The following is a 23,653-nucleotide window of genomic DNA, read 5'->3' as shown; positions in this document are numbered from 1 at the left end:
CCTTCTCGGCCGATGAAGGCCATGCAGGCCGATGAAGGGGGCCCGCCCGGTCGGAGCACGCCACCGGTGGGAGAACGCGACGGCCCCCGGCCGCTCGTCGAACGGGACGAGCGGCCGGGGGCCGTGCGGAGTGCGCCGCCCGGGGGCGGCGGCCACCTTCGGAGAGAGGGGCGGCCTAGTACCAGCTGTGCGCCTGCCAGAACGACCAGGCACCACACGGGCTGCCGTAGCGGTCGTTCATGTAGCCCAGGCCCCACTTGATCTGGGTGGCCGGGTTGGTGCGCCAGTCGGCACCGGCCGAGGCCATCTTGGAGCCGGGCAGCGCCTGGACCAGGCCGTACGCACCGGAGCCGCTGTTGGTCGCGGTGTAGTCCCAGCCGCTCTCGCGCTTCACGATGTTGCTGAAGCACTGGAACTGGGCGTCGTTGCCGACGATCTGCCGGGCCATGTCCTGGACGGAGCCGGGAGTGACCGAGACGGGGGGCGTGCTGCTGTCCACCGCGGTCATCGCCGAACGCGCCTTGGAGCGGTTGGCGGCGGCGTCGGCGGCGGCGCGCTGGTCGGCGGCGGCCTTGGCGGCCTTGTCCGCGTCGGCCTTGGCCTGGGCGTCGGCCTTCGCCTGGGCGTCCGCGGCGGCCTTCTGGCGCGCGGCCTCGTCGGCGGCCTTCTGCTCGGCGGCGGCCTTGGCGGCAGCGTCGGCGGAGGCCTGCTGGGCGGATGCCTGCTGGCTGATGTTGTCACTGATGCTCTGCGCCTGGACGCCAGAGGGGACTTCGGCAAGCAGGGTCGCGCCGGCGACGTCGACCGTCTGCGTCGTCTTGCCCTCGCTGCCCGAGGCCATGCCCACGACGGCACCGACAGCGGTGACGGCGGTGGCGGAGGCCACAGCAACTCCCCGGACCGAGATCCGAGTCACATGGATTCCTTCCAGCATCGCCCATGCGTGACCGTACGGGCGCAACATGCCCCTTGGCGCGGACCTCCGTTGGGTGCTCTGGTCACGGGAGGTGCTGGCCCGGCGTCCGGCCGAGGTGAGGCGACCGGGCGTTGGAATCGGGCGGCGTACGGCTCGTCGGTCTTCAATTGTGCGCCCACCGACCGAAGTTGGTGGACCTTCCGGGGCCTGACTTCCGGGGTCCGGAAGCCCTGCCGCGCCGTACGCGGGGCCTGACAGAACCCTCACCATGCCGCACCGGACACTGTCGACGCAATTCCCGCCCGCGTGGCGCATGTCACATTCACCGCTTGGGAGTTCCCCGGACAGAAAGCACTCGATGTGATGAAACGGGCGGGGCCCGCTCCGTCAGGAACGGGCCCCGCATCACGAGTTGACCTTTTTGTCCAACTATGTCCTGATCAGGGATGACTCACGGGTGGATGTCCTCCAGCATCTCCGTGACCAGCGCCGCGATCGGCGAACGCTCCGAGCGCGTGAGCGTGATGTGGGCGAAGAGTGGATGACCCTTCAACTTCTCCACCACCGCCACCACACCGTCGTACCGGCCGACCCGGAGGTTGTCACGCTGGGCCACGTCGTGGGTGAGCACCACCCGCGAGCCCTGGCCGATCCGGGACAGCACCGTCAGCAGGACGTTCCGCTCCAGCGACTGGGCCTCGTCCACGATCACGAAGGCGTCGTGCAGCGAACGCCCCCGGATGTGGGTCAGCGGCAGGACCTCCAGCATCCCCCGGGCGATGACCTCCTCGATCACGTCCGGGGTGGTGACGGCGGAGAGGGTGTCGAAGACCGCCTGCGCCCAGGGGCCCATCTTCTCCGCCTCGGTGCCCGGCAGGTAGCCGAGCTCCTGTCCGCCGACCGCGTACAGCGGCCGGAAGACCATCACCTTGCGGTGCTGCCCCCGCTCCAGCACCGCCTCCAGCCCCGCGCACAGCGCCAGCGCCGACTTGCCGGTGCCGGCCCGGCCGCCCATCGAGACGATGCCGATGTCCGGGTCGAGCAGCAGGTCCAGCGCCACCCGCTGCTCGGCGCTGCGACCGCGCAGCCCGAACGCCTCGCGCTCGCCGCGCACCAGCCGGACCCGCCCGTCGCCGGTGACCCGGCCGAGCGCCCGGCCGCGCTCCGAGGTGAGCACCAGTCCGGTGTGGACCGGCAGTTCGGCGGCGCCCTCGACGTCCACCGCGGCGTCGTGGCCGGCCGCGAACAGCGCGTCCACATGGTCGGCCGCGACGTGCAGCTCGGACATCCCGGTCCAGCCGGAGGTGACCGCGAGCTCGGCCCGGTACTCCTCGGCGAGCAGGCCCACCGAGCTGGCCTTGATCCGCAGCGGGAGGTCCTTGGAGACGACGGTGACGTCGTAGCCCTCGGCCTGCAGGTTGCGGGCTACCGCCAGGATCCGGGTGTCGGCCTCGCCGCCGCCGGCCCGGTAGCCGACCGGCAGTATCGAGACGTCCGAGTGGTTGAGCTCCACCCGGATCGTCCCGCCGAGTTCGCCGACCGGGATCGGCTCGTCGAGCCTCCCGTAGCGGATGCGGTAGTCGTCGAGCAGTCGCAGCGCCTGGCGGGCGAAGTAGCCCAGCTCCGGGTGGTGCCGCTTGGCCTCCAGCTCGGTGACGACCACCACCGGAAGGACGACCTCGTGCTCCTCGAAGCGGGTCATGGCGAGCGGGTCCGCCAGGAGCACGCTGGTGTCGAGAACGTACGTGCGCCGGTCTGGTGTCCGGCGGCTCTTGGAACTGACCACTAGGCCTCCAGAGCGGATGACCCTGCGTCATCCGCGGCATGCCGGCCCCCGCTGCCCCGGTGGCCTCGGGGCCGGACTGACTGGAGTATTCCCAGGCGAGGAGCGGTGCATTCGCGTCCCCGGCGAACTGACGGATCATTGCCGGTGAACGTTTGGCCTCACGCGGAGCCCGGGTAGGCAAGCCCTACGGCGGTCACTTCACCGCGCCGGGGCCTGCCTCTTGGAGCTCGGCGGACCCGGCGAGGATCCGAGAGACAGGCCCTTACAGCCCCAGCCGGCGGTGCCGCTGCTCGAACGCGCGCAGGGCGCGCAGGAAGTCGACCTTGCGGAAGGCCGGCCAGTAGGCCTCGCAGAAGTAGAACTCGCTGTGGGCGCTCTGCCAGAGCAGGAAGCCGGACAGGCGCTGCTCGCCCGAGGTGCGGATGATCAGGTCCGGGTCGGGCTGGTTGCGGGTGTAGAGGTGCTCGGCGATGTGCTCGACGGTCAGGATCTCGGCCAATTCCTCGATCGAGGTGCCGCGTCCGGCGTGCTCCTGGAGCAGCGAGCGGACGGCGTCGGCGATCTCGTGCCGGCCGCCGTAGCCGACCGCGACGTTGACGGTGATGCCGTCGATCGCGGCGGTCTGCTCGGCGGCGCGCTTGAGTACGTCGGCGGTGTGCTGCGGGAGCAGGTCCAGCGCGCCGACCGGGTTGACCCGCCAGCGGCGGGCGGCGGCCAGGCCGGTGACGGCGTCCTCGATGATGCCGAGCAGCGGGACCAGTTCGTCGGCCGGGCGGTCCAGGTTGTCGGTGGAGAGCATCCACAGGGTGACGACCTTGACGTGGGTCTCGTCGCACCAGCCGAGGAACTCGCTGATCTTGTCGGCGCCGCGCTGGTGGCCGTACGCGGTGGAGCCGCCGGCGGCCTTGGCCCAGCGGCGGTTGCCGTCCAGGATCACGCCGATGTGGTGCGGGGTGCGGCCGAGGTGGACCTCGACCCGGCGGCCGTAGAGCCGGTACATCCCGCCCAGCAGGGTGCGCAGCCCCGGCGTCCGTTCGGCGACATCGCGCAGACCCATGTTTCCCGGCCCCTCCGTGCTCGTTCAGCTGGTGCGTCACCGCACCGGCGCAGCCTACTCCCGCGCGCTGGCGCGCGGGAAAGCCCCAGGTAGCGGTCTGGTCACGGTCCTGTACGAAGTCTGTCGCGACGGGTGTGTCCCGGGCTCCGCCGGGCCCGACCCGGCGCGGACACGGAACGGTCTCCGAATCCTTAAAGAATCCGTAAGCCGACGGTCGGATGCTTGACGACCGGCAATGGTCTAGTCCAGCTTTTGACCCGGGACGACAGCGAACTCCCGCGTCCCGCAAGGCTCACACCGGACCTCCCCTCCCCCACACGCGGCCGCCGCGCCCCCCACCGCGGCGGCCGCTCCTCCCCCAGGAGCGTCACCCCATGGCCCGTACGCTGAACCAGCCTGCCCACAAGCGCCGGCGCAGCCCCCTCCCGGCCGTCGCGGCCGGTGCCACCGCCCTCGCCCTGGCCGGCGGGGGGCTCGCCCTCTTCGCCGGGGGCGCCGGCGCGGCGGTCGGCAACCTGGTCACCAACGGCGGCTTCGAGAGCGGGCTGGGCGGCTGGTCCTGCGCCGGCGCCGCGACCGCCGTGTCCTCGCCGGTCCACTCCGGCACCGGCGCGCTGCAGGCCACCCCGGGGGTGGGCGACACGGCCGAGTGCACCCAGACCATCAGCGTGCTGCCCAACACCAGCTACACGCTGAGCGCCTGGGTGCAGGGCCCGTACGTCTACCTCGGCGCGCGCGGCACCGGCGGCACCGACCCGTCCACCTGGTCGAACCAGAACAGCTGGAACCAGCTGTCCACCACCTTCACCACCGGGGCGAACGCCACCAGCGTCACGGTCTACCTGCACGGCTGGTACGGACAGGGCGCCTACCTCGCGGACGACGTCGCGCTGGTCGGCCCGGGCGGCACCTCCACCCCGTCGCCGACGGCCACCCCCACCCAGACGCCGACCCCGACCCCGACGGCGCCCCCGACCGCCACCCCCACCGCGACGCCCACCCCGACCGCCACGCCGACCCCCACGGCCACCCCGACCGCCACTGCCACACCGACCACCCCGCCGGCCACCGGCCTGCCCGCCCACGTAGTCACCGGCTACTGGCAGAACTTCGACAACGGCTCGACCCCGCAGCGGCTGAGCGACGTGCAGAACGCGTACGACATCATCGCGGTCTCCTTCGCCGACGCCGTGCCGACCCGGACCGGCGCGATCAGCTTCACCCTGGACCCGGGCCTGTCCAAGGCGCTCGGCGGCTACACCGACGCCCAGTTCCGCGCCGACATCAAGGCCGAGCAGGCGGCGGGCAAGAAGGTCGTCCTCTCCATCGGCGGCCAGAACGGCGCGATCACCGTCGGCGACGCCACCGCCGGGGCCAACTTCGCCAACAGCGCCTACGCGATCATCAAGGACTACGGCTTCGACGGCATCGACGTCGACCTGGAGAACGGCGTCCAGGCCGGCCCACTCGGCGACGCGCTGCACGCCCTGCAGGCCAAGGTCGGCACCGGCTTCGTGCTGACCATGGCCCCCGAGACCATCGGGATGTACAGCACCTCCGGCGCCTACTTCCAGCTGGCGCTGAACACCAAGGACATCCTGACCGTCGTCAACACCCAGTTCTACAACTCGGGCGGCATGAACGGCTGCGACGGCAAGGTCTACAACCAGGGCACGATCGACTTCATCACCTCGCAGGTCTGCACCCACATCCAGGGCGGTCTGCGGCCCGACCAGGTCGGCATCGGCGTCCCCGCCTCCGGCAAGGCGGCCGGCGGCGGCTACGTCGACCCGTCGGTGGTGAACAACGCGCTCAACTGCCTGGCCACCGGCAACAACTGCGGCAGCTTCGTGCCGCCGGCCAAGTGGCCCACCATCCGGGGCGCGATGACCTGGTCCACCAACTGGGACGCCAACAACGGCAACGCCTTCTCCAACACGGTCGGCCCGTTCGTCCACAAGATGCCGTGAGTGGATCCGGATCCAACTCCCTCCGGCGCGCCGCTCCTTGAGGGTGGGGCTCGCGCGCCGACGGCGGGGCCCGTCGTACCGACTCCGGTACGACGGGCCCCGTCCGTCACCTGCTCACCTGGCCAACACCGCGGTGAGCGCGCCGAGCAGCAGGAACGGGCCCACCGGGACGTCGAGTCCGCGCCACGGGCGCCGGCGGATCAGCAGGGCTGCGGCCCGCAGGGTGGCCCAGAGTCCGGCGAGCACCACCGCGGCGACCAGCCCGCCGATCGCGACCCACCAGCCGTACCACCCGAGCAGCCCGCCCAGGGAGAGCCCGAGCGGGGAGTCACCGGGGCCCAACGCGCCGATCTGGACGGCCACTTCGAGCAACGCCCCGACCGTCAGCGCGACCAGCAGGCAGCGCAGAAGCACCCCCGGGCGCCCCTCGGCCAGCGCCGCCGCCGTCAGCAGCACGGCCACTCCGGCCAGCAGCGCCAGGTTCAGCCGGTGCGGCAGCCGGTGCACCCGCCCGTCCACGAAACCGAGCGCCACGCCGAGCGCGCCCGCCCAGCCCAGGGCCATGGCCTGCGGCCCGTCCGCCGCGTACGCCACCGCGACCGCGACCGCCGCCGTGACCGCCTCCACCGCTCCGGCACCGGCGCCCAGCCGCCCCCGGCAGCCCGGGCAGCGCCCGGTCGGCGGCAGCAGCCGCACCACTCGCCCGCACAACGGGCAGGCCCCGCACCAGGGTTCACCCTCCGGTACGGCGAAGTAGGCGATCAGCCCGCGCAGCGGCGGGGCCACCAGGAGACCGACCAGCACCGCCGCGACCACGACCGGTACCACCGGCACACCCCCTCCTCGATCCGACGCACCGGCCACATCCTCCCCCGCCCGGGGTGTGCCGTCCGTCTCGTTCCGAACAGGATCGCGCCCGCGTTCCTCGCGTACGGGAGCATTCCGGACATCCGGCCACCGGTTTGGAAGGCGACCTGACACCCCCGCCTGTCGATCCAAGGGGGCCGCTCCGAACGCTTTCACCCGTCCCCGGGATACCCGGTACGGGGCCCCGGCGTACCCCTAAAGTAAGCAGGCATGCAGGTCATCCAGTCCACGAAGCTCGCCAATGTCTGTTACGACATCCGCGGTCCGGTGCTCGACGAGGCGATGCGGCTGGAGGAGCAGGGCCATCGCATCCTCAAGCTCAACACCGGCAACCCGGCCACCTTCGGCTTCGAGGCACCCCCGGAGATCCTCCAGGACATCCTGCGCAACCTCTCCAACGCGCACGGGTACGGCGACTCCAAGGGCCTGCTCTCGGCCCGCCGCGCGGTGGTCATGCACTACGAGGACCGCGGCCTGCACGGGCTCTCGGTGGACGACGTCTTCCTCGGCAACGGCGTCTCCGAGCTGATCCAGCTGGCCATGACCGCGCTGCTGGACGACGGCGACGAGGTGCTCGTCCCGGCGCCGGACTACCCGCTGTGGACCGCCTCGGTCTCGCTGGCCGGCGGCACCGCCGTGCACTACCGCTGCGACGAGCAGGCCGAGTGGTACCCGGACCTCGCCGACATCGAGGCCAAGGTCACCGACCGGACCCGGGCCATCGTGGTGATCAACCCGAACAACCCGACCGGCGCGGTCTACCCGCGCGAGGTGCTGGAGGGCATTGTCGAGATCGCCCGCCGGCACCAGCTGGTGGTCTACGCGGACGAGATCTACGACAAGATCCTCTACGACGACGCCGAGCACGTCCCGCTGGCCACCCTGGCCCCGGACCTCTTCTGCGTCACCTTCAACGGACTGTCCAAGGCCTACCGGGTGGCGGGCTTCCGCTCCGGCTGGATGGTGCTCTCCGGCGACCGCAACCGCGCCCACAGCTACGTCGAGGGCCTGACCGTACTGGCCTCGATGCGGTTGTGCGCCAACATGCCCGCCCAGCACGCAGTGGCCGCCGCGCTCGGCGGCCGGCAGTCGATCCGCGACCTGGTGCTGCCCGGCGGCCGGCTGCTGGCCTCCCGCGACGCCGCGTACGAGCTGCTGAACCAGATCCCGGGCGTCAGCTGCGTCAAGCCCAAGGGCGCGCTGTACGCCTTCCCCCGGCTGGACCCGAAGGTCTACAAGATCAAGGACGACGCCCGGATGGTGCTGGACCTGCTGCGCTCCCAGCGGATCCTGCTGGTCCAGGGCACCGGCTTCAACTGGCCCGAGCCGGACCACTTCCGGCTGGTCACGCTGCCGCGGGCGGAGGAGATCACCGACGCGGTGACCAGGATCGGGGACTTCCTCAGCGGCTACACCCAGCCGTAGGCCCCACGGTCGGGGAACACACCACGGCCGGAAAACACTACGGCCGGAGTCCCGGCCCGGGCGGTCTCCTTGGTCGGGGAAAGACCGCCCGGCGGAACTCCGGCCGTCCTGTCACTCGGCGGGCGCGCGGTTCGTGCCGCGCGCCCACCTCTCGCTCGGTTGAGGCTCAGGCTCAGGCTCAGCCGAGGCGCGCGACCAGGCTCCGGTACTCGTCCCACAGCTCCTTCGGGGTGTGGTCGCCGAACAGCTCCAGGTGGGCCGGCACCAGCGCGGCCTCCTGGCGCCAGATGTCGGCGTCCACGGTGAAGAGCAGGTCGAGGTCCTCCTCGGACAGCTTCAGGTCACCGAGGTCGAAGCCGTCGACCGTCGGCAGCACGCCGATCGGGGTCTCGACGCCCTCGGCCTTGCCCTCCAGCCGCTCGACGATCCACTTGAGCACGCGGCTGTTCTCGCCGTAGCCGGGCCAGACGAACTTGCCCTCGGCGTTCTTGCGGAACCAGTTGACGTAGTAGATCTTCGGCAGCTTGGCGGCGTCCGCCTGGGCGCCGACCTTCAGCCAGTGGGCGAAGTAGTCGCCCATGTTGTAGCCGCAGAACGGCAGCATCGCGAACGGGTCGCGGCGCAGCTCGCCGACGGTGCCCTCGGCGGCGGCGGTCTTCTCGGAGGCGATGTTGGCGCCGAGGAAGACGCCGTGCTGCCAGTCGAAGGACTCGGTCACCAGCGGGACGGCGGTGGCGCGGCGGCCGCCGAACAGGATCGCCGAGATCGGCACGCCCGCCTGGTCCTCCCACTCCGGGGCGATGGTCGGGCACTGCGCGGCCGGGACGGCGAAGCGGGCGTTCGGGTGGGCGGCGGGGGTACCGGACTCGGGGGTCCAGTCGTTGCCGCGCCAGTCGATCAGGTGCGCCGGGGGCTCCTCGGTCAGGCCCTCCCACCACACGTCGCCGTCGTCGGTGAGGGCGACGTTGGTGAAGACGGTGTTGCCCCAGAGGGTGTCGATGGCGTTGGCGTTGGTGTCCACGCCGGTGCCGGGGGCGACGCCGAAGAAGCCGGCCTCGGGGTTGATGGCGTACAGGCGGCCGTCCTCGCCGAAGCGCATCCAGGCGATGTCGTCGCCGATCGTCTCGACCTTCCAGCCCGGGATGGTCGGCTGGAGCATGGCCAGGTTGGTCTTGCCACAGGCCGACGGGAAGGCGGCCGCGACGTACTTCGGCTCCGCCTCGCCCGCGGAGCCGGCCGGCGGGGTGAGCTTCAGGATCAGCATGTGCTCGGCCAGCCAGCCCTCGTCGCGGGCCATGGTCGAAGCGATGCGCAGCGCGTAGCACTTCTTGCCGAGCAGGGCGTTGCCGCCGTAGCCGGAGCCGAAGGACCAGATCTCCTTGGTCTCCGGGAAGTGCGAGATGTACTTGGTGCTGTTGCACGGCCACGGCACGTCCGCCTGGCCCTCGGCCAGCGGGGCGCCGACGGTGTGCACGGCCTTGACGAAGTCCCCGTCCTCGCCGAGCTGGTCGAGCACGGCCTGGCCCATGCGGGTCATCACGCGCATCGACACCGCGACGTAGGCGGAGTCGGTGATCTCGACGCCGTACGCGGCCAGCGGGGAGCCGACCGGGCCCATCGAGAAGGGCACGACGTACATCGTGCGGCCCTTCATCGCGCCGCGGAACAGGCCCTGTTCGCCCTGGAAGATCTCCCGCATCTCGGCGGGGGCCTTCCAGTGGTTGGTCGGGCCGGCGTCCTTCTCCTGCTCGGAGCAGATGAAGGTGCGGTCCTCCACGCGCGCCACGTCGGACGGGTCCGAGGCGGCGTAGTAGGAGTTGGGGCGCTTCTCCTCGTTGAGCTTCTTGAAGGTGCCCTGAGCCACCAGCAGGTCCGCGAGGCGCTGGTACTCCTCGTCGGAGCCGTCGCACCACTCGATGCGGGCCGGCTGGGTGAGTTCGGCGATCTCGCTCACCCAAGCGAGCAGCTGCTTGTGGCGGGTGGGCGCGGATGCGCTGAGAGCAGAGATCTCGTACGACACGATCGCTCCGTTTCACGCCGACTCGGCGAGGAGACGGCGTTGCGGGGGTCTGAGGGTGCTTGCAGCGTAGCCCCGGCCTTCGGGCCTGAATGCGGCGCAGCGGCGAAATTGACGCATCTTTTACTACAGTAAGTACGATTACCGGCCAGTAGCAGGTCGCCCACAGGGGGGCCGGAGTGCGCGGCGCCACACTCCAAATGCTCCAAAACGTCTAAGAGTGATGATCGCCACTTCACTACGCGCCAGTAACCTACGGATGCGTAGGTAACGGGTAGCATGCTGCGCATGACTGCTGCCGCACTTGCCGAGCGCCTCCCGGAGGGCCCTGCCGAGAACAGGGAGGGCAAGCCGAAGTGGCGCGGCTGGCTGCACGCCGGGATGTTCCCCGCCACGGTCGCCGCCGGGATCGTACTGATCTGCCTGGCCGGCTCCACACCCGCCAAGATCGCCTGCGCGATCTACTCGGTCAGCGCCTGGATGCTGTTCGGGGTCAGCGCGGTCTACCACCGCTTCAACTGGGGCCCGCGCGGGGACGCCGTCCTGCGCCGGCTGGACCACTCGAACATCTTCCTGATCATCGCGGGCACCTACACGCCGTTCACGATCCTGCTGCTCAAGGGCAACAGCCAGCAGGTACTGCTCTGGGCGGTCTGGGGCGGGGCGCTCGCCGGGATCGCCTTCCGGGTGTTCTGGGTCGGCGCGCCGCGCTGGCTGTACACGCCGGTGTACATAGCGCTGGGCTGGGCCGCCGCGTTCTTCCTGCCGGACTTCCTGCGCACCGGCGGGGTCGCCGTCCTGGTGCTGATGATCGTCGGCGGGGTGCTCTACAGCATCGGCGGCGTGGTGTACGGGCTCAAGCGGCCCGACCCCTCACCGCGCTGGTTCGGCTTCCACGAGGTGTTCCACGCCTTCACCCTCGGAGCCTTCATCGTGCAGTACGTCGGCGTCTCACTGGTGGCGTACAGCACGGCCGGCTGAACCCGGCGCGTTCCGACGGGCGGTCGAACGGTCCACGGACCGGGCGGCCGCCCGTTCCGCCGTCCAGGGGCGCTCGTACGGGGCCCGGCCCTGTGAACGGTGCGGGTACGACGGGTGGTCGGCGGCGCCGGACTCCGGCTGCCGGACCTGCGCGGGCTCGACCGACGGCGGCGCGAACTCCGGCGCGAACTCCGCCCCGGACTCCCGGCGCGCGGCGCGGGCGGCCTTCGCACCCCGCCCACGCGTCTCCCGCGCGTCCAGCGCCTCGCGCGCCCGGCGGCAGCGCTCGCAGTGTGCCGCGTGCGGGGTGCCGCGCCGCGGACGGTGTCCGGCCGGGGAGGCCTGCTGGTGCAGGGCGCGCCAGCGGCGCGCGACGTACACCATGAGCAGCAGCACCTCGGCCCCGGCGACCCCGAGGACCAGCGCGGCGCCGTTGATCAGATAGGCCGCGACCACGGCCAGCGCGGAGCCCACCACCACGGCCGCGCCCCACACCTGGGCACTCGCCTGCCTGTCGTCACTGTCGGCCACTTCGGCTTCCCCTTTCCCGGCGCCGGGCTCGTGGTCGGCTCCTGCCGCCCCACCCCTTCTCCGCTCTCGGCGTGCGTCGGCCAGCACTGACCGATTGCCACATGGTATCTACCGACAGTCACTCGGGGCTGCCTCCAGGCGGCGAACGACAGATCAACGTTGCGTCAATTCCGCGTGCGGAAGCAGCACTTCCAGGACACATCACGGAACGTGTCCGTACGGCTACGCACCTACAGTACGGAGCCATGTTGACGGTTGCCATCTTTTGAGAGTTACTGTCATTTGAAAGTGACTCCCTTTCGGATGGCTCCGGAGGTCACCGTGCCCACCGCTCCGCCCGCTTCCGCCACCACCGCCGGGGTCTCCGACCCCCGCCGCCGGCTCGCCCTGGTCGCCGTCGCCCTCAGCGTCCTGGTGATCAGCTTCGACATGACGATCCTCAACGTCGCCCTGCCCACCCTGGCCTCGCAGTTACAGGCCGACACCGGGCAGCAGCAGTGGCTCGTCGACGCCTACACCGTGGTGTTCGCCGCCGCGATGCTCCCGGCCGGACTGCTCGGCGACAGGTACGGCCGCCGCCGCACCCTCACCACCGGCCTCGCCCTGTTCGCACTCGCCTCCGCCGTCGGCATGCTCGCCGACTCCCCCGGCACCCTGATCGCCGCCCGCGCCGGAATGGGACTGGCCGGCGCACTCGTCATGCCGATGTCGATGGCGGTCATCCCCGGGCTCTTCCCCGCCGCCGCACAGCGCCGGGCCACCGCGGTCCTGGCCGCCTCGCTCGCCGCCGGCGCCCCGCTCGGGCCGCTCATCGGCGGCTTCCTGCTGCAGCACTTCTGGTGGGGCGCGGTCTTCGCGATCAACGTCCCGCTGACCGCGATCGGCATCGTCGCCTGCGTCCTGCTGCTGCCCGAGAGCCGCAACCCCGCCGCACCCCGGATGGACCTGCCCGGCACCGCGCTCGCCGCCGCCGGACTGAGCGCGCTCACCTACGGCATCATCGAGGGCGCCGACGCCGGCTGGGCAGACCCGGCGGTGGTCACCGCCCTGGTCGGCTCGGTGCCCCTGCTCACCGCGCTGGTGCTGCGCAGCCGCCGCCGACGCGACCCGATGCTCGACCTCGCCCTGCTCGCCGACCGGACCTTCCGCTGGTCCGCCGTCGCGGCCACGCTGATCTCGCTCGTCCTGTTCGGCGCCTTCTTCGTGCTGCCCCTCTACTTCCAGAGCGTGCTCGGCACGGACGCCCTCGGCTCCGGACTGCGGCTGATGCCGATGATGCTCGGCCTGCTGGTCGCTGCCAAGCTCACCGACCGGCTGGTCAGCCGGATCGGCGCCCGTACCGTGATCACCCTCGGCCTGGCACTGCTCGGCGGCGCGCTGCTGTTCGGCAGCCGGACCGGCCCCACCGACGGGTACGGACGGGCCGCGGTCTGGCTCACCGTCCTGGGCCTCGGCATGGGTCTGTCGCTGATCACCGCCCAGGCCTCCGCCCTGGTCACCCTGCCGCCCGCCAAGGCCGGGGTCGGCTCCGGACTGCTCCAGACCCTGCGGCAGGTCGGCGGTGCGATCGGCATCGCCGCCTTCGGCAGCCTGCTCACCGGCGCCTACCGGGGCGCGCTGGACACCGGTGGACTGCCGGCCGAGGCCGCGCACCGGGCCGGGAAGTCGGTGGTCGCCGCCGACGCCGTCGCCCGGGCCACCGGACGTCCTTCGCTCAGCGCCTCCGCGCACGCGGCGTACGTGCACGGGATGACGGTGGTGCTGCTGGTCTCCGGGCTGGTCGCGGTGGTCTCAGCGGTGCTGGTCGCGGCCCGGATGCCGGCCGGCGGGGATGCCGGCATGAATGTCGGCGGGGATGCCGACGCGGCCGCGGACGCGCCCGAACACGTCGCTGCCGGAGATCGCCGATAATCGTCGCCATGACTCCCAAGCAGCCGACCGCGGCCCTCCCGGACGCCCCGACCAACCCGGTCCAGGCGCTGTTGGAGGCGCCGCTGTCGCTGCGCGAGCGCAAGAAGCTGAAGACCCGGCAGACCATCCGCCGCGAGGCCTACCGGCTGATCTCCGAGCAGGGCTACGAGAACACCACGGTGGAGCAGATCGCCGCCGCCGCCGAGATCTCGCCGTCCACCTTCTTCCGCTACTTCGCCACCAAGGAGGATCTCGTCCTCTCCGACGAGTACGACCCGGCGATGGTCTCCGCCCTGCTGGCCCGCCCCGCCGACGAGCCCTTCCTCACCTCCTGCCGGGAGGCGATCATCGACCTGATCCGCGCCCTGCTCCAGCACGAACGCCAGGAGCTGCTGACCCGGATGCGGCTGGTCACCGAGGTCCCCGCGCTGCGCGCCGGCCTCGACCGCTCCGGCAACAGCCCGCGGGAGCTCTACCTCTTCGTCCTCACCCGGCGGGCCGGCGTCGAGGAACCCACCTACGACATGCGGGTCACGGCCGCCGCCATCGGCGCCGCCACCACCGAGGCCGTGCTGCAGTGGGCCGCGGCCGACGGCCGGGAGGACATCGCGGACCTGGTCGACCACACCTTCGCGCTGCTCGGGAGCGGCTTCGCGGGGGTGTGAGCCCTACGCCGGGGTGTGAGCCCTGGCCTGAGGAAGAGGAAGAGGCGGGGCCCGGCCCGACCGGCCGGACCCCGCCCGGCGTCAGCGGCCGCTCCGCCTCCGCCGCCACCTCGCACTACGCGGCGTCCACGTCGGAGTCACCAGCCTCAGCTACTGGCAGCAAGGCCGCCGCCGCCCGGAACGCCCCGAATCACTGCGCGCCGTCGCCGCCCTGGAAGAAGTCCTCGACCTGCCCCACCACTCCCTCGCCCGACTGCTCGGTCCCCGCCGCGCCGCCGTCACCACCGGCCCCCCGGTCCGCCCCTACCGCGACCTGATCTCCCCACCCACCGCCGTCGACGACCTGCTCACCACCCTGGCCAGCCCCCCCGACACCGGCCTCCACACCATCACCCACATCGAACGCATCCGCATCGGCCCCGACCGCCAACTCGCCCGCCGCGACTCCCAGCACGCCCTACGCGCCCACCGCGACGGCATCGACCGCTACCTCGCCCTCTACCAGGGCGACCCCGGCAGCGACATCACCCGCGTCGGCGTCCGCGCCGAGGAGAACTGCCGCCCCGGCCGCATCCGCCGCGACCGGGCCCACCACCTGCTCGCCGCCGAACTCCTCCTCGACCGCCGCCTACGCGCCGGCGACACCCACCTCCTCGGCTACGGCTTCGACGACGCGCCTTCCCCGGAGCCCAGCTGCGAATACGTCCGCGGCTTCAACTCCGGCGCCGGCCAGTACGTCCTCCAGGTCACCTTCCACCCCGCCGCCCTGCCGGTGCGCTGTCACCGCTTCGCGCTGCACTCGCCGGGCGAAGCCCCGTACGAGAGCGAGGAGTTGACCCTCGACGGCCACCGCTGCGTACACCTGGTGGCGACGGCGGTACGGCCGTGCATCCTGGGGATCCGGTGGGACTGGGAGTGAGGGGGGTGGTCAGTGCGACCAATACGGGTCGTCAACGTCGGGGGTGAGCTCCTGCCCAGTCGGCCGCTCCCCGATCGGAGGGACGCCGTAATCCGCTCCAGGCTGGTAGCGCACCGTGAACACCTCTGCGCTCATGAACACCTGCACGGTCGAGTCAGTCGTGGAACTCACCACCGACAGCGTGAACAGGGTGTCTCCGCGTCCGGAACAGTTCAGGTCCGTGTAGCGCTTCGCTGCGGCTTCCCCGGTGACTTCGGGTCGGCACTGTCCACCCCAGACCTGCCTCATCCGGTCCAGCAGCACCGGCACCTTCGCGGGGGTCACCTTCGTCCGAACCGAGACCACTTCCCTGACGCCAGACAACAGGCTCGGCTCACCGTCGGCGTGCTCCGGTCTGCGGTCCACGGCGTAGAACCCGCCGAAGTAAGCCATCGGGGGAACGACCGCCCCCATGGCCGCCTGCAAGCTGCCATCCAGGTCCGCCTTCGCCTCGCCCGGGCTCAGCTGGGTGGTACCACCCCGGTCCATCAGCGCCATCGGCCCGTACCCGTTGTAGAACAGCCCCAGGCCCGTGGCCAGCACGACCGCCGCCACCACAGAACAGCCCAGCGCACGTCGCGGCCGCTTCACCCGCGTTGTCCCTGCAGTTCGACGCCCCCGCTGCCCGTGACGACGGCCGCGATGTTGTCCAGCGAGGGCCCGCCCCGCCCGTTCAGGTACTTGGTGTGCGCGTCGATGGGGTTGCCACGGCTCCAGTCGTCGACGGTGAAGCGATTCGCGCCGAAGTGCTTGCTCGACGGGTCCCGCCCGTACCAGCGCTCGTCCGGGTCAAGGCTGAACTTCGACGGGGCGTGCGTCACGACGTCGTTGTCGGCGGCACCGACCCAGACGTGACCGGAGGGCATCTTCAGGTCGGAGGCCTTGTCCACGCCGACGCCCGGGCTGCCGATGAAGACCACGTCGTCCGGGGGTACGTAGTGCGACCCCGGCTGGGTGGCGAGCTTGGTGGCCTGGCCTACCAGGTACGAGCCGTAGCTGTGCCCGACCGAGGTGACGTGCGGCAGCTGAGTGCCCTCGTGGCTCGCCCGTACCCCGCTCATGAACCTGGCGTACGCCGGGGCGCCGTCCTTGCCCGCCTTCGTCGACGCGGCCCCGAGGTCCGCCCCCGGCGAGTCATACCCCAGCCAGACGATGGAGGCGACGGAGCGGCCGGCCGGGGCCTTGCCGCTCGCGGCGCGGTAGAGGTTCAGCGCGTTCTCCGCCTCGTTGGTGCCGTCGTTCTCCCCCGGCCCGAGGCTGGCCATGGTGGTCGTGATTCCCGGCACGTAGGAGGAGATGTCGGTGGCGGTGTCCGGGTTCCCGAACGAGAGGACCGCCCGTCCCTGACCCTCGCTGCCGAGGCCCAGCAGGTAGATCGGCGGGTCGCCCTTGTGCTGCGAGAGGCGCGCGTCGATGGGCCCGTAGAGGGCGAGTAGGGCCTTCTCGTTGGCGTTCAGCTCCTGCGGCTTCTTGCCCCTGATGGAGCCCATCAGGTCCTCCAGGTGCTTGCGGTTCACCTGGTCACGGACCTCCGCCGGGACGCCGTCGAGGTTGCCGAGCACCTCCGGGTGGTGGCTGAGGAACCACTGCCGGCCCTGCGGGCCGAGCCCCTTCCACCAGGAGTTGACCTCGGTGGGGGGCGCGTCCTTGAGGGGCATGTTCCGCTGCCACATCGGATTCGACGCATCGCCGAACTGGTCCATGTACGCATCGGCACTGGCCGTCTTCTCGTCCAGGCCCGACTTGTCCTTGGCGTGCCCCGCGAACAGGTTGAGCATGCCGGCCAGGCTGGTGTCGGCCTCGGCCGCGTCGGACAGGGCCTTGGCGATCTGCTTGCTGATCTCGTCGGCAGCCGCCTTCTGCTTGGCCTCCCAGTCCGGAGCCTGGTACGGGTTGGTCGACGCGGGCCAGCTCACGGCGCCGGTGTCGCTGACCGTGAAGCCCTTGGTCTGCGCCTCGAACAGCGCCTGGGTGAGCTCGCCCTGGGCGAGCGTCATGGCGTCGGCACAGTCTCGGATCCCCTTGCCGATGAGGCCGACCTCGGTCACCGCCGCGCGCATCTTGGTGGTGAGGCCGTCCAACACGGGAATCGCGGCAGTGGCCGACGGGCCGGTCCACTGGGAGCCGTGGACCCGATCCGCGGTTCCGCTCGTCCAGTCGTTGACGTGCTGGTGAAACGCCTTGGACAGCGCGTCGTACGCTTCCGCCGCCGTGTAGAGGTCGGCCGGCTTGGCGTCCCTCAGGCTCGCCAGATCCATCCTCGGTCCCCCTGTACGCTCCGTACCTCCCGCGACACTCACAGCTACCATAACGTCCGCGGCCGACACGGATGTCAGGGGGAATCAGTGGGACAGGATCCGGGATTCACGGTCAAACCCGGCGAGTTGACCGCCGCCGGGAACAACGCGGTGACGGTGGCCGGGAAGGTCCCCGAGGAAACCGCGAAGCTGGCGGAGCCGAGCACCAAGGCCGCCGGAGGCCTGGCCGGCTGGCAGAGCGGGGCGGCGCTGACGGGGTGCAGCAGCGCCTGGAAGACGCTGCTGGACGGGCTCTCCAACGACATGAAGTCGGCCGGGGGCAACCTCATCACCTGCGCGCAGACGTACCTGAACGCCGACCACCTGCCGCCGCCCACGGCGGCGCCGGTCTCCGACCCCTTCGACACGAAGGTGGTCGGCGTGACCGGCGACCATCTGACCAAGGACGCGTAACTGCGCTACCGCGCCTGGAAGTCCAGCACCAGGCAGTCCTCCACCGGCCGGTAGCCGATCTGCTGGTAGATGGAGTTGCTGGTCGGGTTGGAGAGGTCGGTGTAGAGCAGCACCTCCTCCGCCCCCAGGCCGAGGACGTGGGCGGATGCGGCGGCGGTCACGGCGCTGGCGTAGCCGCGGCCGCGGCGCTCGGCGGGGGTGTAGACGGGGCCGATGCGGGACATCCCGGCGAGCACCGGGCTACTGCCGGCCAGGGCGACCGGAGTGCCCGCGTCCTCCCAGAGGTGGAGGCCGCCGGACGCGATCTTGTCGTCCACCGACCTTGCTACGTCGTGGGGTTGAATCTTGACTTCGAGCAGGAACTCCTGGTGCCAGCGGATCGCCAGCTCCCGGTCGGCCGGTCCGGCGAGCCGGTGGCGGCCGGCCGGCGGGCGCGACGGGTCGGTCAACTCGCCGAGCCGGTAGAGGCGTTCACTGACCCTGACGGACTGCTCGGTGCCGGTGGCCGCCGTCCAGGCCTCGCCGAAGGCGCGGACGGCGTCGGCTCCCCCGCTGACCCCGGCCACCTCGGTGAACTCGGCTCCGGCCTCGGCCAGCCGGACCGCCAGCTCGGCGGCCGCGGTCTGCGGCATGGCGGAGAGCCTGGGGGCGAACGGCGGCGTCTGGAGGAAGGCGCCCTCGATCGGGCCACCCGGCTCGGCCTGCCACCATCCGAAGACCGGCGGGCGTTCCCCGAACACGTCGAGTCCGGCCTCGGCCAGCCGGTGGGCGATGGTGAGCAGGACGGTGTTCTCGGCCGGGCGGGCGGCCAGGAACTCACCGGCCTGCTCACGGAAGTCGTCGAGCGAGGTGCTGAGGGTCCAAGTCATGGCCCATGCTCGCCCCGACCAACCCTTTCCCGCCAACGATTATCCGCCCGCCGACCACGCCGACCGGGCCTACTCGACCGCCGTCCCGAGCCGTTCACCGAGCACCACCGGATCCGTGGTCGGTGTCTCGCAGGCGAAGTGCCGGCACACGTACGCGGCGGGCTCCCCGCCGACCAGCGGCCGGTCCGCGAGCAGGGGGACGTCGGTGTCCCCGGGCTCCCCCACCGCGACGACGGCGCCCGGCGCCGTCCCGAGCAGCGCGGCCCGCCGCAGCGCCGCGGTGGCCGGATCCCCGGCGGGGCCGACGACGGCGATCTCGCGCGGCCCGTCCACCAGGGCTTCGGCGACGGCCAGGCCCCAGCCGATGAACCGGGGGGCCCGCCCGGCCAGCGCGCCGACGATGCCGAGGGCGCGCTCGGCGGCGGTGCGGTGCCGGTCGGAGCCGGTGTACGCGGCGTACGTCAGCAGGGCGCCGGCGGCGGCGGTCCAGCCGGAGGGGGTGGCGTTGTCGGTCGGGTCCTGCGGGCGGCGGATGAGTTCCTCGGCGTCGTCGGCGGTGTCGTACAGCGCGCCGGAGCTCTCGTCGGTGAAGTGCTTGAGCACGGTGTCGAGCAGCCCGCCGGCCAGCTGCAGCCACGAGGTCTCGCCGGTGACGGCGTACAGCGCGAGGAAGCCCTCGGCGGTGTCGGCGTAGTCCTCCAGGACGCCCGCGTTGGCGCCGGCCCGGCCGTCCCGGGAGGTGCGCAGCAGTCGCCCGTCGGCGGTGAGGTGGACGGCGAGCAGCAGGTCGGCGGCACGTTCGGCGGCGTCGACGAGGTCGGGGCGCTCCAGCAGGGCGCCGGTCTCGGCGAGCGCGGCGATGGCGAGGCCGTTCCAGGCGGCGACCACCTTGTCGTCACGGGCCGGGGCGGGGCGGGCGGCCCGGGCCTCGGACATCCGGGCGCGGATCGTCTCGTACTCGGTGAAGTCCTCGGGGTCGGCGAGGAGTTGGAGTACGGAGGTGCCGTGCTCGAAGGTGCCGTCCGCGGTGACGGTGAACAGCCGGGCGGCGGTGGCGGCGTCGGCGGGGCCGAGCAGGTCGACCAACTGGCCGGGCTCCCACACGTAGTAGGCGCCCTCGGCGATGGCGCCGGTCTCCTCGTCCAGGCTGTCGGCGTCCAGTGCGGAGGCGAACGCGCCTTCGGGGGTGCGGAGTTCGCGCAGCAGGAAGTCGGCGGTGGAGAGCGCGACCCGGCGGGCGAGTCCGGAGCCGGTGGCCCGCCACAGGTGCAGGTAGGCACGCAGCAGCAGGGCGTTGTCGTACAGCATCTTCTCGAAGTGCGGCACCACCCAGCCGGCGTCCACCGCGTACCGGGCGAAGCCGCCGCCGAGCTGGTCGTGGATGCCGCCGCGGGCCATCGCCTCCGCGGTGTGCACGGCCATCTCCAGTGCCGCCGTCGATCCGGTCCGGGCGTGGTGGCGCAGCAGGAACTCGATCACCATAGCGGGCGGGAACTTGGGTGCCCCGCCGAAGCCGCCGCGGTTCTGGTCGAACTCCCGGCTGAGGGCGACCAGCGCCTGGTGCAGGTCGGCTTCGCCCGGCGGGTGGTGGGCGCCGGCCGAGTAGACGGCGGCCCGCTCGGCCAGGTCGGCGCGGATCCGCCCGGCGACCTCGCCGACCTCCTGGCGGCGGTCCCGCCAGGCGGCGTCCACGCCTTCCAGCACCTGCCGGAAGGACGGCATCCCGTGCCGGGGCTCGGGCGGGAAGTACGTGCCGAAGTAGAACGGCTCCTTCGCAGGAGTGAGGAACACCGTCATGGGCCAGCCGCCCTGCCCGGTCGCCGCCTGGACGGCCTCCATGTACACGGCGTCGACGTCGGGCCGCTCCTCCCGGTCCACCTTGACCGCGACGAACCGCTCGTTCAGGTATCCGGCGAGCTCGGCGTCCTCGAAGCTCTCATGGGCCATCACATGGCACCAGTGGCAGGCGGCGTAGCCGACGGACAGCAGCACGGGCACGCCGCGCCGCTCCGCCTCCGCGAAGGCCTCGGGGCCCCAGGGCCACCAGTCGACCGGGTTCTCGGCGTGCTGCAGCAGGTAGGGCGAGGTCGCGTCCGCGAGACGGTTCGGCATGCCCCCATCCTCCCGCATCGGGGCCCTGACGCGTGTCAGCCGGGACACGCGTCAGCCCGGGCCCCGCTCGCGCCGATCCCGCCGCCGGCCACCCGCCGCCGGCCACGCAGTACCGGACACCCGCTACCGGATGCCCGCCGGACCGGCCTCACCGAAGCCGGTCCGCAGCGGGGGTCACTCCTTGGGAGCCTCCGGCTCCTCCGCGAAGTCGACCTTCTTGAACTGCCGGTTCATCGACTTGGCCAGGAACCACGTCGCCACGCCGAGCGCGGCGAAGACGACGAAGCCGAGGAGACCGGGGGTGACCTTGGCGTCGTCGACGGCGAGGTCAGCGGCGAGGTGGACGAAGTTCACGGGGGCGCTCATATCTCTATGGTGGCCCGGCTCACGGCGAGCCGGGCCGTCGGGGGTGGGTCAGTCGCGCGTGTCGGCGGCCTCGGCCACCAGGGTGGGGGTGCGCAGACCGGCGAACAGGTCGTCCTCCGGCAGGTCCGCATCGATCAGGGTACGGGCGAGCTCGTAGTCCTCGGTGGGCCAGACCTCGCGCTGGACCTCCAGCGGGACGCGGAACCACGGCCCGTCCGGGTCGATCTGGGTGGCGTGGGCGATCAGCGCGCGGTCACGGGTCTCGAACCAGTCGTCGCAGCGCACCCGGGTGGTGATCTCGCGCTCCTTGCGGCCGCTCTTCTCCCAGCCCGCGATCCACTCGCCGTACGGGGAGTCGAGGCCGTGCTCGGTGAGGTACTGGTGCAGCGCGCGGATGCGGCCCATCGGGAAGCCGTGGTTGTAGTACAGCTTCAGCGGCTGCCAGGGCTCACCGGCCTCGGGGTACGCGTCCGGGTCCCCGGCCGCGTCGAAGGCCACCATGGTGATCTTGTGGGTCATGATGTGGTCCGGGTGCGGGTAGCCGCCGTTCTCGTCGTAGGTCGTGATGACCTGCGGCTTGAACTCGCGGATCAGCCGGACCAGCGGCTCGGCCGCCTCCTTGACGTCCTCCAGGGCGAAGCAGCCCTCGGGCAGCGGGGGCAGCGGGTCCCCCTCCGGCAGGCCGGAGTCGACGAAGCCCAGCCAGGCCTGCTTGATACCGAGGATCGCCCGCGCCTCGTCCATCTCCTTGCGCCGGACCTCGTGGATGTTCTCCTCGATGTACGGGTCCCCCTGGAGCTTGGGGTTGAGAACCGACCCGCGCTCGCCCCCCGTGCAGGTGGCCACGAGCACGTCCACGCCCTGCTCGACGTACATGGCCATGGTGGCCGCGCCCTTGCTGGACTCGTCGTCCGGGTGGGCGTGCACCGCCATCAGTCGCAACTGCTCAGTCAACGCCTTGCGTTCCTTCCACATGTTTCGGGCGTTCCGCGAAGTCCGGTCTGCCCACCGTACGAACCGCTCACTTCGGGACCACGTCACCGCAAGGCCGGCCACCGGCCGGTGGTCGACCTTGCCGAGCCCCGCCCCCGCCGGAACGGCCGCGGGCGTGTCCCTCCTATAGTGACGGACTGGAGGAGCGTCGCATTCCCCCGCACCGCCCGCGCGGCCCCTCCCCGGGAAAGGACGTCGCCCGATGACTGCACAGAGCACCGCCGCCCAGCTGCCCGAAGGCCGCTACGGCCGGAGCGGCAACAGCGAGTCGGACCGCCGCCTGAAGGTGGTCGGCGCGGTCTGCGGTGTGCTCGCCCTGGGCGTGATCGCCTGGCTGGGCGGCTCGTACGTGCTGCGCGAGTCGAAGATCAACGGCTCGGTGCCGACCTTCCAGGTGCTCTCCGACACCGAGGTCCAGCTGCACCTGGCCGTGAGCAAGAGCGACGGGACGGCGGGCACCTGTACGGTCCGCTCACAGGGCGACGACCACGCGGTGGTCGGGGTGGCGGACTTCCCCGTCCCGGCGGCCGGGTCGAGCTACGAGGCCACTGTCACCCTGCGTACCACGGCCCGCGGCACCACCGCCGAGCTGCTGGGCTGCACTCCGGCGAAGTAGGCGGAACGGCGCGGGGGCGCATATTCGTTCGGGAGAGCGGGCATCCGTAGGAAGTCCCGTACACCGTTCCCGTACACCGTGGCGTAACACTGCCGTCAATGACCCACTAACGCCTCTCCCGCTTGTCGGCAGGACTTGTTAGGCTCGTGGTTTCGCCCCTTCCGCACCGGATGGTACGGGAGCGGGCGTTGCTTTGTAGTTACGACCGATATCACCGACAACCCTGCTGACGACTCACACCCTCAGCACAGCCCCAGCACCTACGAGGAGCACCCGTGACCCAGACCAGCGAGAACGTGACCTGGCTCACTCAGGCCGGCTACGACCAGCTCAAGGCCGAGCTGGACCATCTGACCGGGACCTGGCGCATCGAGATCGCCCAGAAGATCGAGGCGGCGCGCGAGGAGGGTGACCTCAAGGAGAACGCCGGCTACCACGCGGCGAAGGAGGAGCAGGGCAAGACCGAGCTGCGCATCCGCCAGCTGACCCAGCTGCTGGAGCGCGCCAAGGTCGGCGAGGCCCCGGCCGACTCGGGTGTGGTTGCCCCGGGCATGGTCGTCACGGTCGCCTTCGACGGTGACGAGGACGACCTGATGGAGTTCCTGCTCGCCTCCCGTGAGGTTGCGGGCTCCGACGACCGGGACGTCTACTCGCCGCAGTCCCCGCTGGGCCGCGCGATCGACGGCAAGAAGATCGGCGACGAGGCCACCTACGAGCTGCCGAACGGCAAGCCGGCCATGGTGAAGATCGTCAAGGTCGTGCCGCACGCCGGCTGATCCGGCCCCTGAACACCGCCGAGGGCGGTGGGCCCCGGCCCCGGCCCCGCGGCCCCCCCCCGCGGCCACGCCCCCGAACACCCCCGCCGGCGGGGGGGGCTCCCCCGGCGGGGCCAGCCCCCCCCG

At 71.7% G+C, this 23,653-nt stretch carries 22 protein-coding genes; 9 read left to right on the top strand and 13 right to left on the bottom strand.

The window, feature by feature from the left end:
* Positions 1-175 precede the first annotated feature (175 nt).
* The 3 genes from ACIRYZ_RS10960 to ACIRYZ_RS10950 all read right to left on the bottom strand — a co-directional run bounded on the left by ACIRYZ_RS10960 (position 176) and on the right by ACIRYZ_RS10950 (position 3,759).
* Positions 176-916, bottom strand: coding sequence for a transglycosylase SLT domain-containing protein (locus tag ACIRYZ_RS10960; RefSeq protein WP_402942131.1), 741 nt, complete (start codon positions 914-916; stop codon positions 176-178).
* A gap of 451 nt (positions 917-1,367) precedes the next feature.
* On the bottom strand, positions 1,368-2,702 hold the full coding sequence (locus tag ACIRYZ_RS10955) for a PhoH family protein (protein ID WP_402942129.1): 1,335 nt from the start codon (positions 2,700-2,702) through the stop codon (positions 1,368-1,370).
* Between the two features lie 262 nt (positions 2,703-2,964).
* A complete protein-coding gene (locus ACIRYZ_RS10950; protein WP_380612162.1) occupies positions 2,965-3,759 on the bottom strand; it encodes an isoprenyl transferase in 795 nt (264 codons plus the stop codon).
* Positions 3,760-4,133: 374 nt separating this feature from the next.
* Between ACIRYZ_RS10950 and ACIRYZ_RS10945 the strand changes: the two genes are divergently transcribed.
* Positions 4,134-5,729 carry a chitinase gene (locus ACIRYZ_RS10945; RefSeq protein ID WP_402942126.1) on the top strand — a complete coding sequence of 532 codons (1,596 nt, stop codon included), beginning with the start codon at positions 4,134-4,136 and terminating at the stop codon, positions 5,727-5,729.
* Between the two features lie 114 nt (positions 5,730-5,843).
* Here the strand turns inward: ACIRYZ_RS10945 and ACIRYZ_RS10940 are convergent, their stop codons facing one another.
* Positions 5,844-6,563, bottom strand: coding sequence for a prepilin peptidase (locus tag ACIRYZ_RS10940; RefSeq protein WP_402942125.1), 720 nt, complete (start codon positions 6,561-6,563; stop codon positions 5,844-5,846).
* Between the two features lie 243 nt (positions 6,564-6,806).
* Between ACIRYZ_RS10940 and ACIRYZ_RS10935 the strand changes: the two genes are divergently transcribed.
* Positions 6,807-8,021 carry a pyridoxal phosphate-dependent aminotransferase gene (locus ACIRYZ_RS10935; protein ID WP_402942123.1) on the top strand — a complete coding sequence of 405 codons (1,215 nt, stop codon included), beginning with the start codon at positions 6,807-6,809 and terminating at the stop codon, positions 8,019-8,021.
* Between the two features lie 178 nt (positions 8,022-8,199).
* Here ACIRYZ_RS10935 and ACIRYZ_RS10930 read toward each other — a convergent pair whose 3' ends face one another.
* Positions 8,200-10,041, bottom strand: a complete 1,842-nt coding sequence (locus ACIRYZ_RS10930) for a phosphoenolpyruvate carboxykinase (GTP) (protein WP_387623580.1) — start codon at positions 10,039-10,041, stop codon at positions 8,200-8,202.
* 285 nt (positions 10,042-10,326) lie between these two features.
* On the opposite strand from ACIRYZ_RS10930, the gene ACIRYZ_RS10925 reads away from it, so the two are divergent.
* Positions 10,327-11,019 (top strand): hemolysin III family protein, encoded by a 693-nt coding sequence (locus tag ACIRYZ_RS10925; protein ID WP_393033330.1) that lies wholly within the window; start codon positions 10,327-10,329, stop codon positions 11,017-11,019.
* On the opposite strand, the gene ACIRYZ_RS10920 is transcribed toward ACIRYZ_RS10925, so the two are convergent.
* A complete protein-coding gene (locus tag ACIRYZ_RS10920) occupies positions 10,990-11,550 on the bottom strand; it encodes a hypothetical protein (protein WP_402942121.1) in 561 nt (186 codons plus the stop codon). The two genes, ACIRYZ_RS10925 and ACIRYZ_RS10920, sit on opposite strands and share 30 nt — an antisense overlap.
* A 321-nt stretch (positions 11,551-11,871) precedes the next feature.
* On the opposite strand from ACIRYZ_RS10920, the gene ACIRYZ_RS10915 reads away from it, so the two are divergent.
* Together ACIRYZ_RS10915 and ACIRYZ_RS10910 are read left to right on the top strand one after the other, a co-directional pair.
* The gene (locus tag ACIRYZ_RS10915) at positions 11,872-13,461 is read left to right on the top strand and encodes an MFS transporter (RefSeq protein WP_402942119.1); all 1,590 of its coding nucleotides are present in this window, start codon (positions 11,872-11,874) and stop codon (positions 13,459-13,461) included.
* Between the two features lie 8 nt (positions 13,462-13,469).
* Positions 13,470-14,126: a TetR family transcriptional regulator gene (locus tag ACIRYZ_RS10910; protein WP_393033339.1), complete on the top strand. Its 657-nt coding sequence runs from the start codon at positions 13,470-13,472 to the stop codon at positions 14,124-14,126.
* Between the two features lie 190 nt (positions 14,127-14,316).
* On the opposite strand, the gene ACIRYZ_RS10905 is transcribed toward ACIRYZ_RS10910, so the two are convergent.
* Complete coding sequence (locus ACIRYZ_RS10905; RefSeq protein ID WP_402942117.1) at positions 14,317-14,580, bottom strand: hypothetical protein; 264 nt, start codon at positions 14,578-14,580, stop codon at positions 14,317-14,319.
* Between the two features lie 318 nt (positions 14,581-14,898).
* On the opposite strand from ACIRYZ_RS10905, the gene ACIRYZ_RS10900 reads away from it, so the two are divergent.
* A complete protein-coding gene (locus ACIRYZ_RS10900) occupies positions 14,899-15,045 on the top strand; it encodes a hypothetical protein (RefSeq protein WP_402942115.1) in 147 nt (48 codons plus the stop codon).
* Between the two features lie 9 nt (positions 15,046-15,054).
* On the opposite strand, the gene ACIRYZ_RS10895 is transcribed toward ACIRYZ_RS10900, so the two are convergent.
* Together ACIRYZ_RS10895 and ACIRYZ_RS10890 are read right to left on the bottom strand one after the other, a co-directional pair.
* Positions 15,055-15,675: a hypothetical protein gene (locus tag ACIRYZ_RS10895; protein WP_402942113.1), complete on the bottom strand. Its 621-nt coding sequence runs from the start codon at positions 15,673-15,675 to the stop codon at positions 15,055-15,057.
* Entirely contained in the window at positions 15,672-17,342 is a 1,671-nt protein-coding gene (locus ACIRYZ_RS10890; RefSeq protein ID WP_402942111.1) for an alpha/beta hydrolase, read from the bottom strand. The genes ACIRYZ_RS10895 and ACIRYZ_RS10890 overlap by 4 nt, the downstream gene beginning before the upstream one ends.
* Before the next feature lie 87 nt (positions 17,343-17,429).
* Between ACIRYZ_RS10890 and ACIRYZ_RS10885 the strand changes: the two genes are divergently transcribed.
* Positions 17,430-17,795, top strand: coding sequence for a hypothetical protein (locus ACIRYZ_RS10885; protein ID WP_402942110.1), 366 nt, complete (start codon positions 17,430-17,432; stop codon positions 17,793-17,795).
* 5 nt (positions 17,796-17,800) lie between these two features.
* Here the strand turns inward: ACIRYZ_RS10885 and ACIRYZ_RS10880 are convergent, their stop codons facing one another.
* The 4 genes from ACIRYZ_RS10880 to mca form a co-directional block, all read right to left on the bottom strand.
* A complete protein-coding gene (locus ACIRYZ_RS10880; RefSeq protein ID WP_402942109.1) occupies positions 17,801-18,664 on the bottom strand; it encodes a GNAT family N-acetyltransferase in 864 nt (287 codons plus the stop codon).
* A 69-nt stretch (positions 18,665-18,733) separates the two neighbouring features.
* Positions 18,734-20,776, bottom strand: coding sequence for a thioredoxin domain-containing protein (locus ACIRYZ_RS10875; RefSeq protein WP_402942108.1), 2,043 nt, complete (start codon positions 20,774-20,776; stop codon positions 18,734-18,736).
* Between the two features lie 174 nt (positions 20,777-20,950).
* Entirely contained in the window at positions 20,951-21,142 is a 192-nt protein-coding gene (locus ACIRYZ_RS10870; protein WP_387623549.1) for a hypothetical protein, read from the bottom strand.
* 48 nt (positions 21,143-21,190) lie between these two features.
* Entirely contained in the window at positions 21,191-22,096 is a 906-nt protein-coding gene (mca, locus tag ACIRYZ_RS10865) for a mycothiol conjugate amidase Mca (protein ID WP_402942107.1), read from the bottom strand.
* A 241-nt stretch (positions 22,097-22,337) separates the two neighbouring features.
* Between mca and ACIRYZ_RS10860 the strand changes: the two genes are divergently transcribed.
* Positions 22,338-22,751: a DUF4307 domain-containing protein gene (locus tag ACIRYZ_RS10860; RefSeq protein WP_393033367.1), complete on the top strand. Its 414-nt coding sequence runs from the start codon at positions 22,338-22,340 to the stop codon at positions 22,749-22,751.
* A gap of 275 nt (positions 22,752-23,026) precedes the next feature.
* Positions 23,027-23,527 (top strand): transcription elongation factor GreA, encoded by a 501-nt coding sequence (greA, locus tag ACIRYZ_RS10855; protein WP_380612143.1) that lies wholly within the window; start codon positions 23,027-23,029, stop codon positions 23,525-23,527.
* Positions 23,528-23,653 lie beyond the last annotated feature (126 nt).

The organism is Kitasatospora sp. NPDC101155, from assembly GCF_044768305.1.
Lineage (GTDB): Bacteria > Actinomycetota > Actinomycetes > Streptomycetales > Streptomycetaceae > Kitasatospora.
The sequence above is the reverse complement of the archived record's forward strand: the minus strand, read 5'-3'. Positions and strand labels throughout refer to the sequence as shown.

Coding starts and splice junctions, on each gene's coding strand:
- ACIRYZ_RS10935 (WP_402942123.1), top strand. CDS start 6,807: ATGCAGGTCATCCAGTCCACGAAGCTCGCCAATGTCTGTTACGACATC.
- ACIRYZ_RS10925 (WP_393033330.1), top strand. CDS start 10,327: ATGACTGCTGCCGCACTTGCCGAGCGCCTCCCGGAGGGCCCTGCCGAG.
- ACIRYZ_RS10890 (WP_402942111.1), bottom strand. CDS start 17,342: ATGGATCTGGCGAGCCTGAGGGACGCCAAGCCGGCCGACCTCTACACG.
- ACIRYZ_RS10945 (WP_402942126.1), top strand. CDS start 4,134: ATGGCCCGTACGCTGAACCAGCCTGCCCACAAGCGCCGGCGCAGCCCC.
- ACIRYZ_RS10950 (WP_380612162.1), bottom strand. CDS start 3,759: ATGGGTCTGCGCGATGTCGCCGAACGGACGCCGGGGCTGCGCACCCTG.
- ACIRYZ_RS10860 (WP_393033367.1), top strand. CDS start 22,338: ATGACTGCACAGAGCACCGCCGCCCAGCTGCCCGAAGGCCGCTACGGC.
- ACIRYZ_RS10880 (WP_402942109.1), bottom strand. CDS start 18,664: ATGACTTGGACCCTCAGCACCTCGCTCGACGACTTCCGTGAGCAGGCC.
- ACIRYZ_RS10875 (WP_402942108.1), bottom strand. CDS start 20,776: ATGCCGAACCGTCTCGCGGACGCGACCTCGCCCTACCTGCTGCAGCAC.
- ACIRYZ_RS10870 (WP_387623549.1), bottom strand. CDS start 21,142: ATGAGCGCCCCCGTGAACTTCGTCCACCTCGCCGCTGACCTCGCCGTC.
- ACIRYZ_RS10910 (WP_393033339.1), top strand. CDS start 13,470: ATGACTCCCAAGCAGCCGACCGCGGCCCTCCCGGACGCCCCGACCAAC.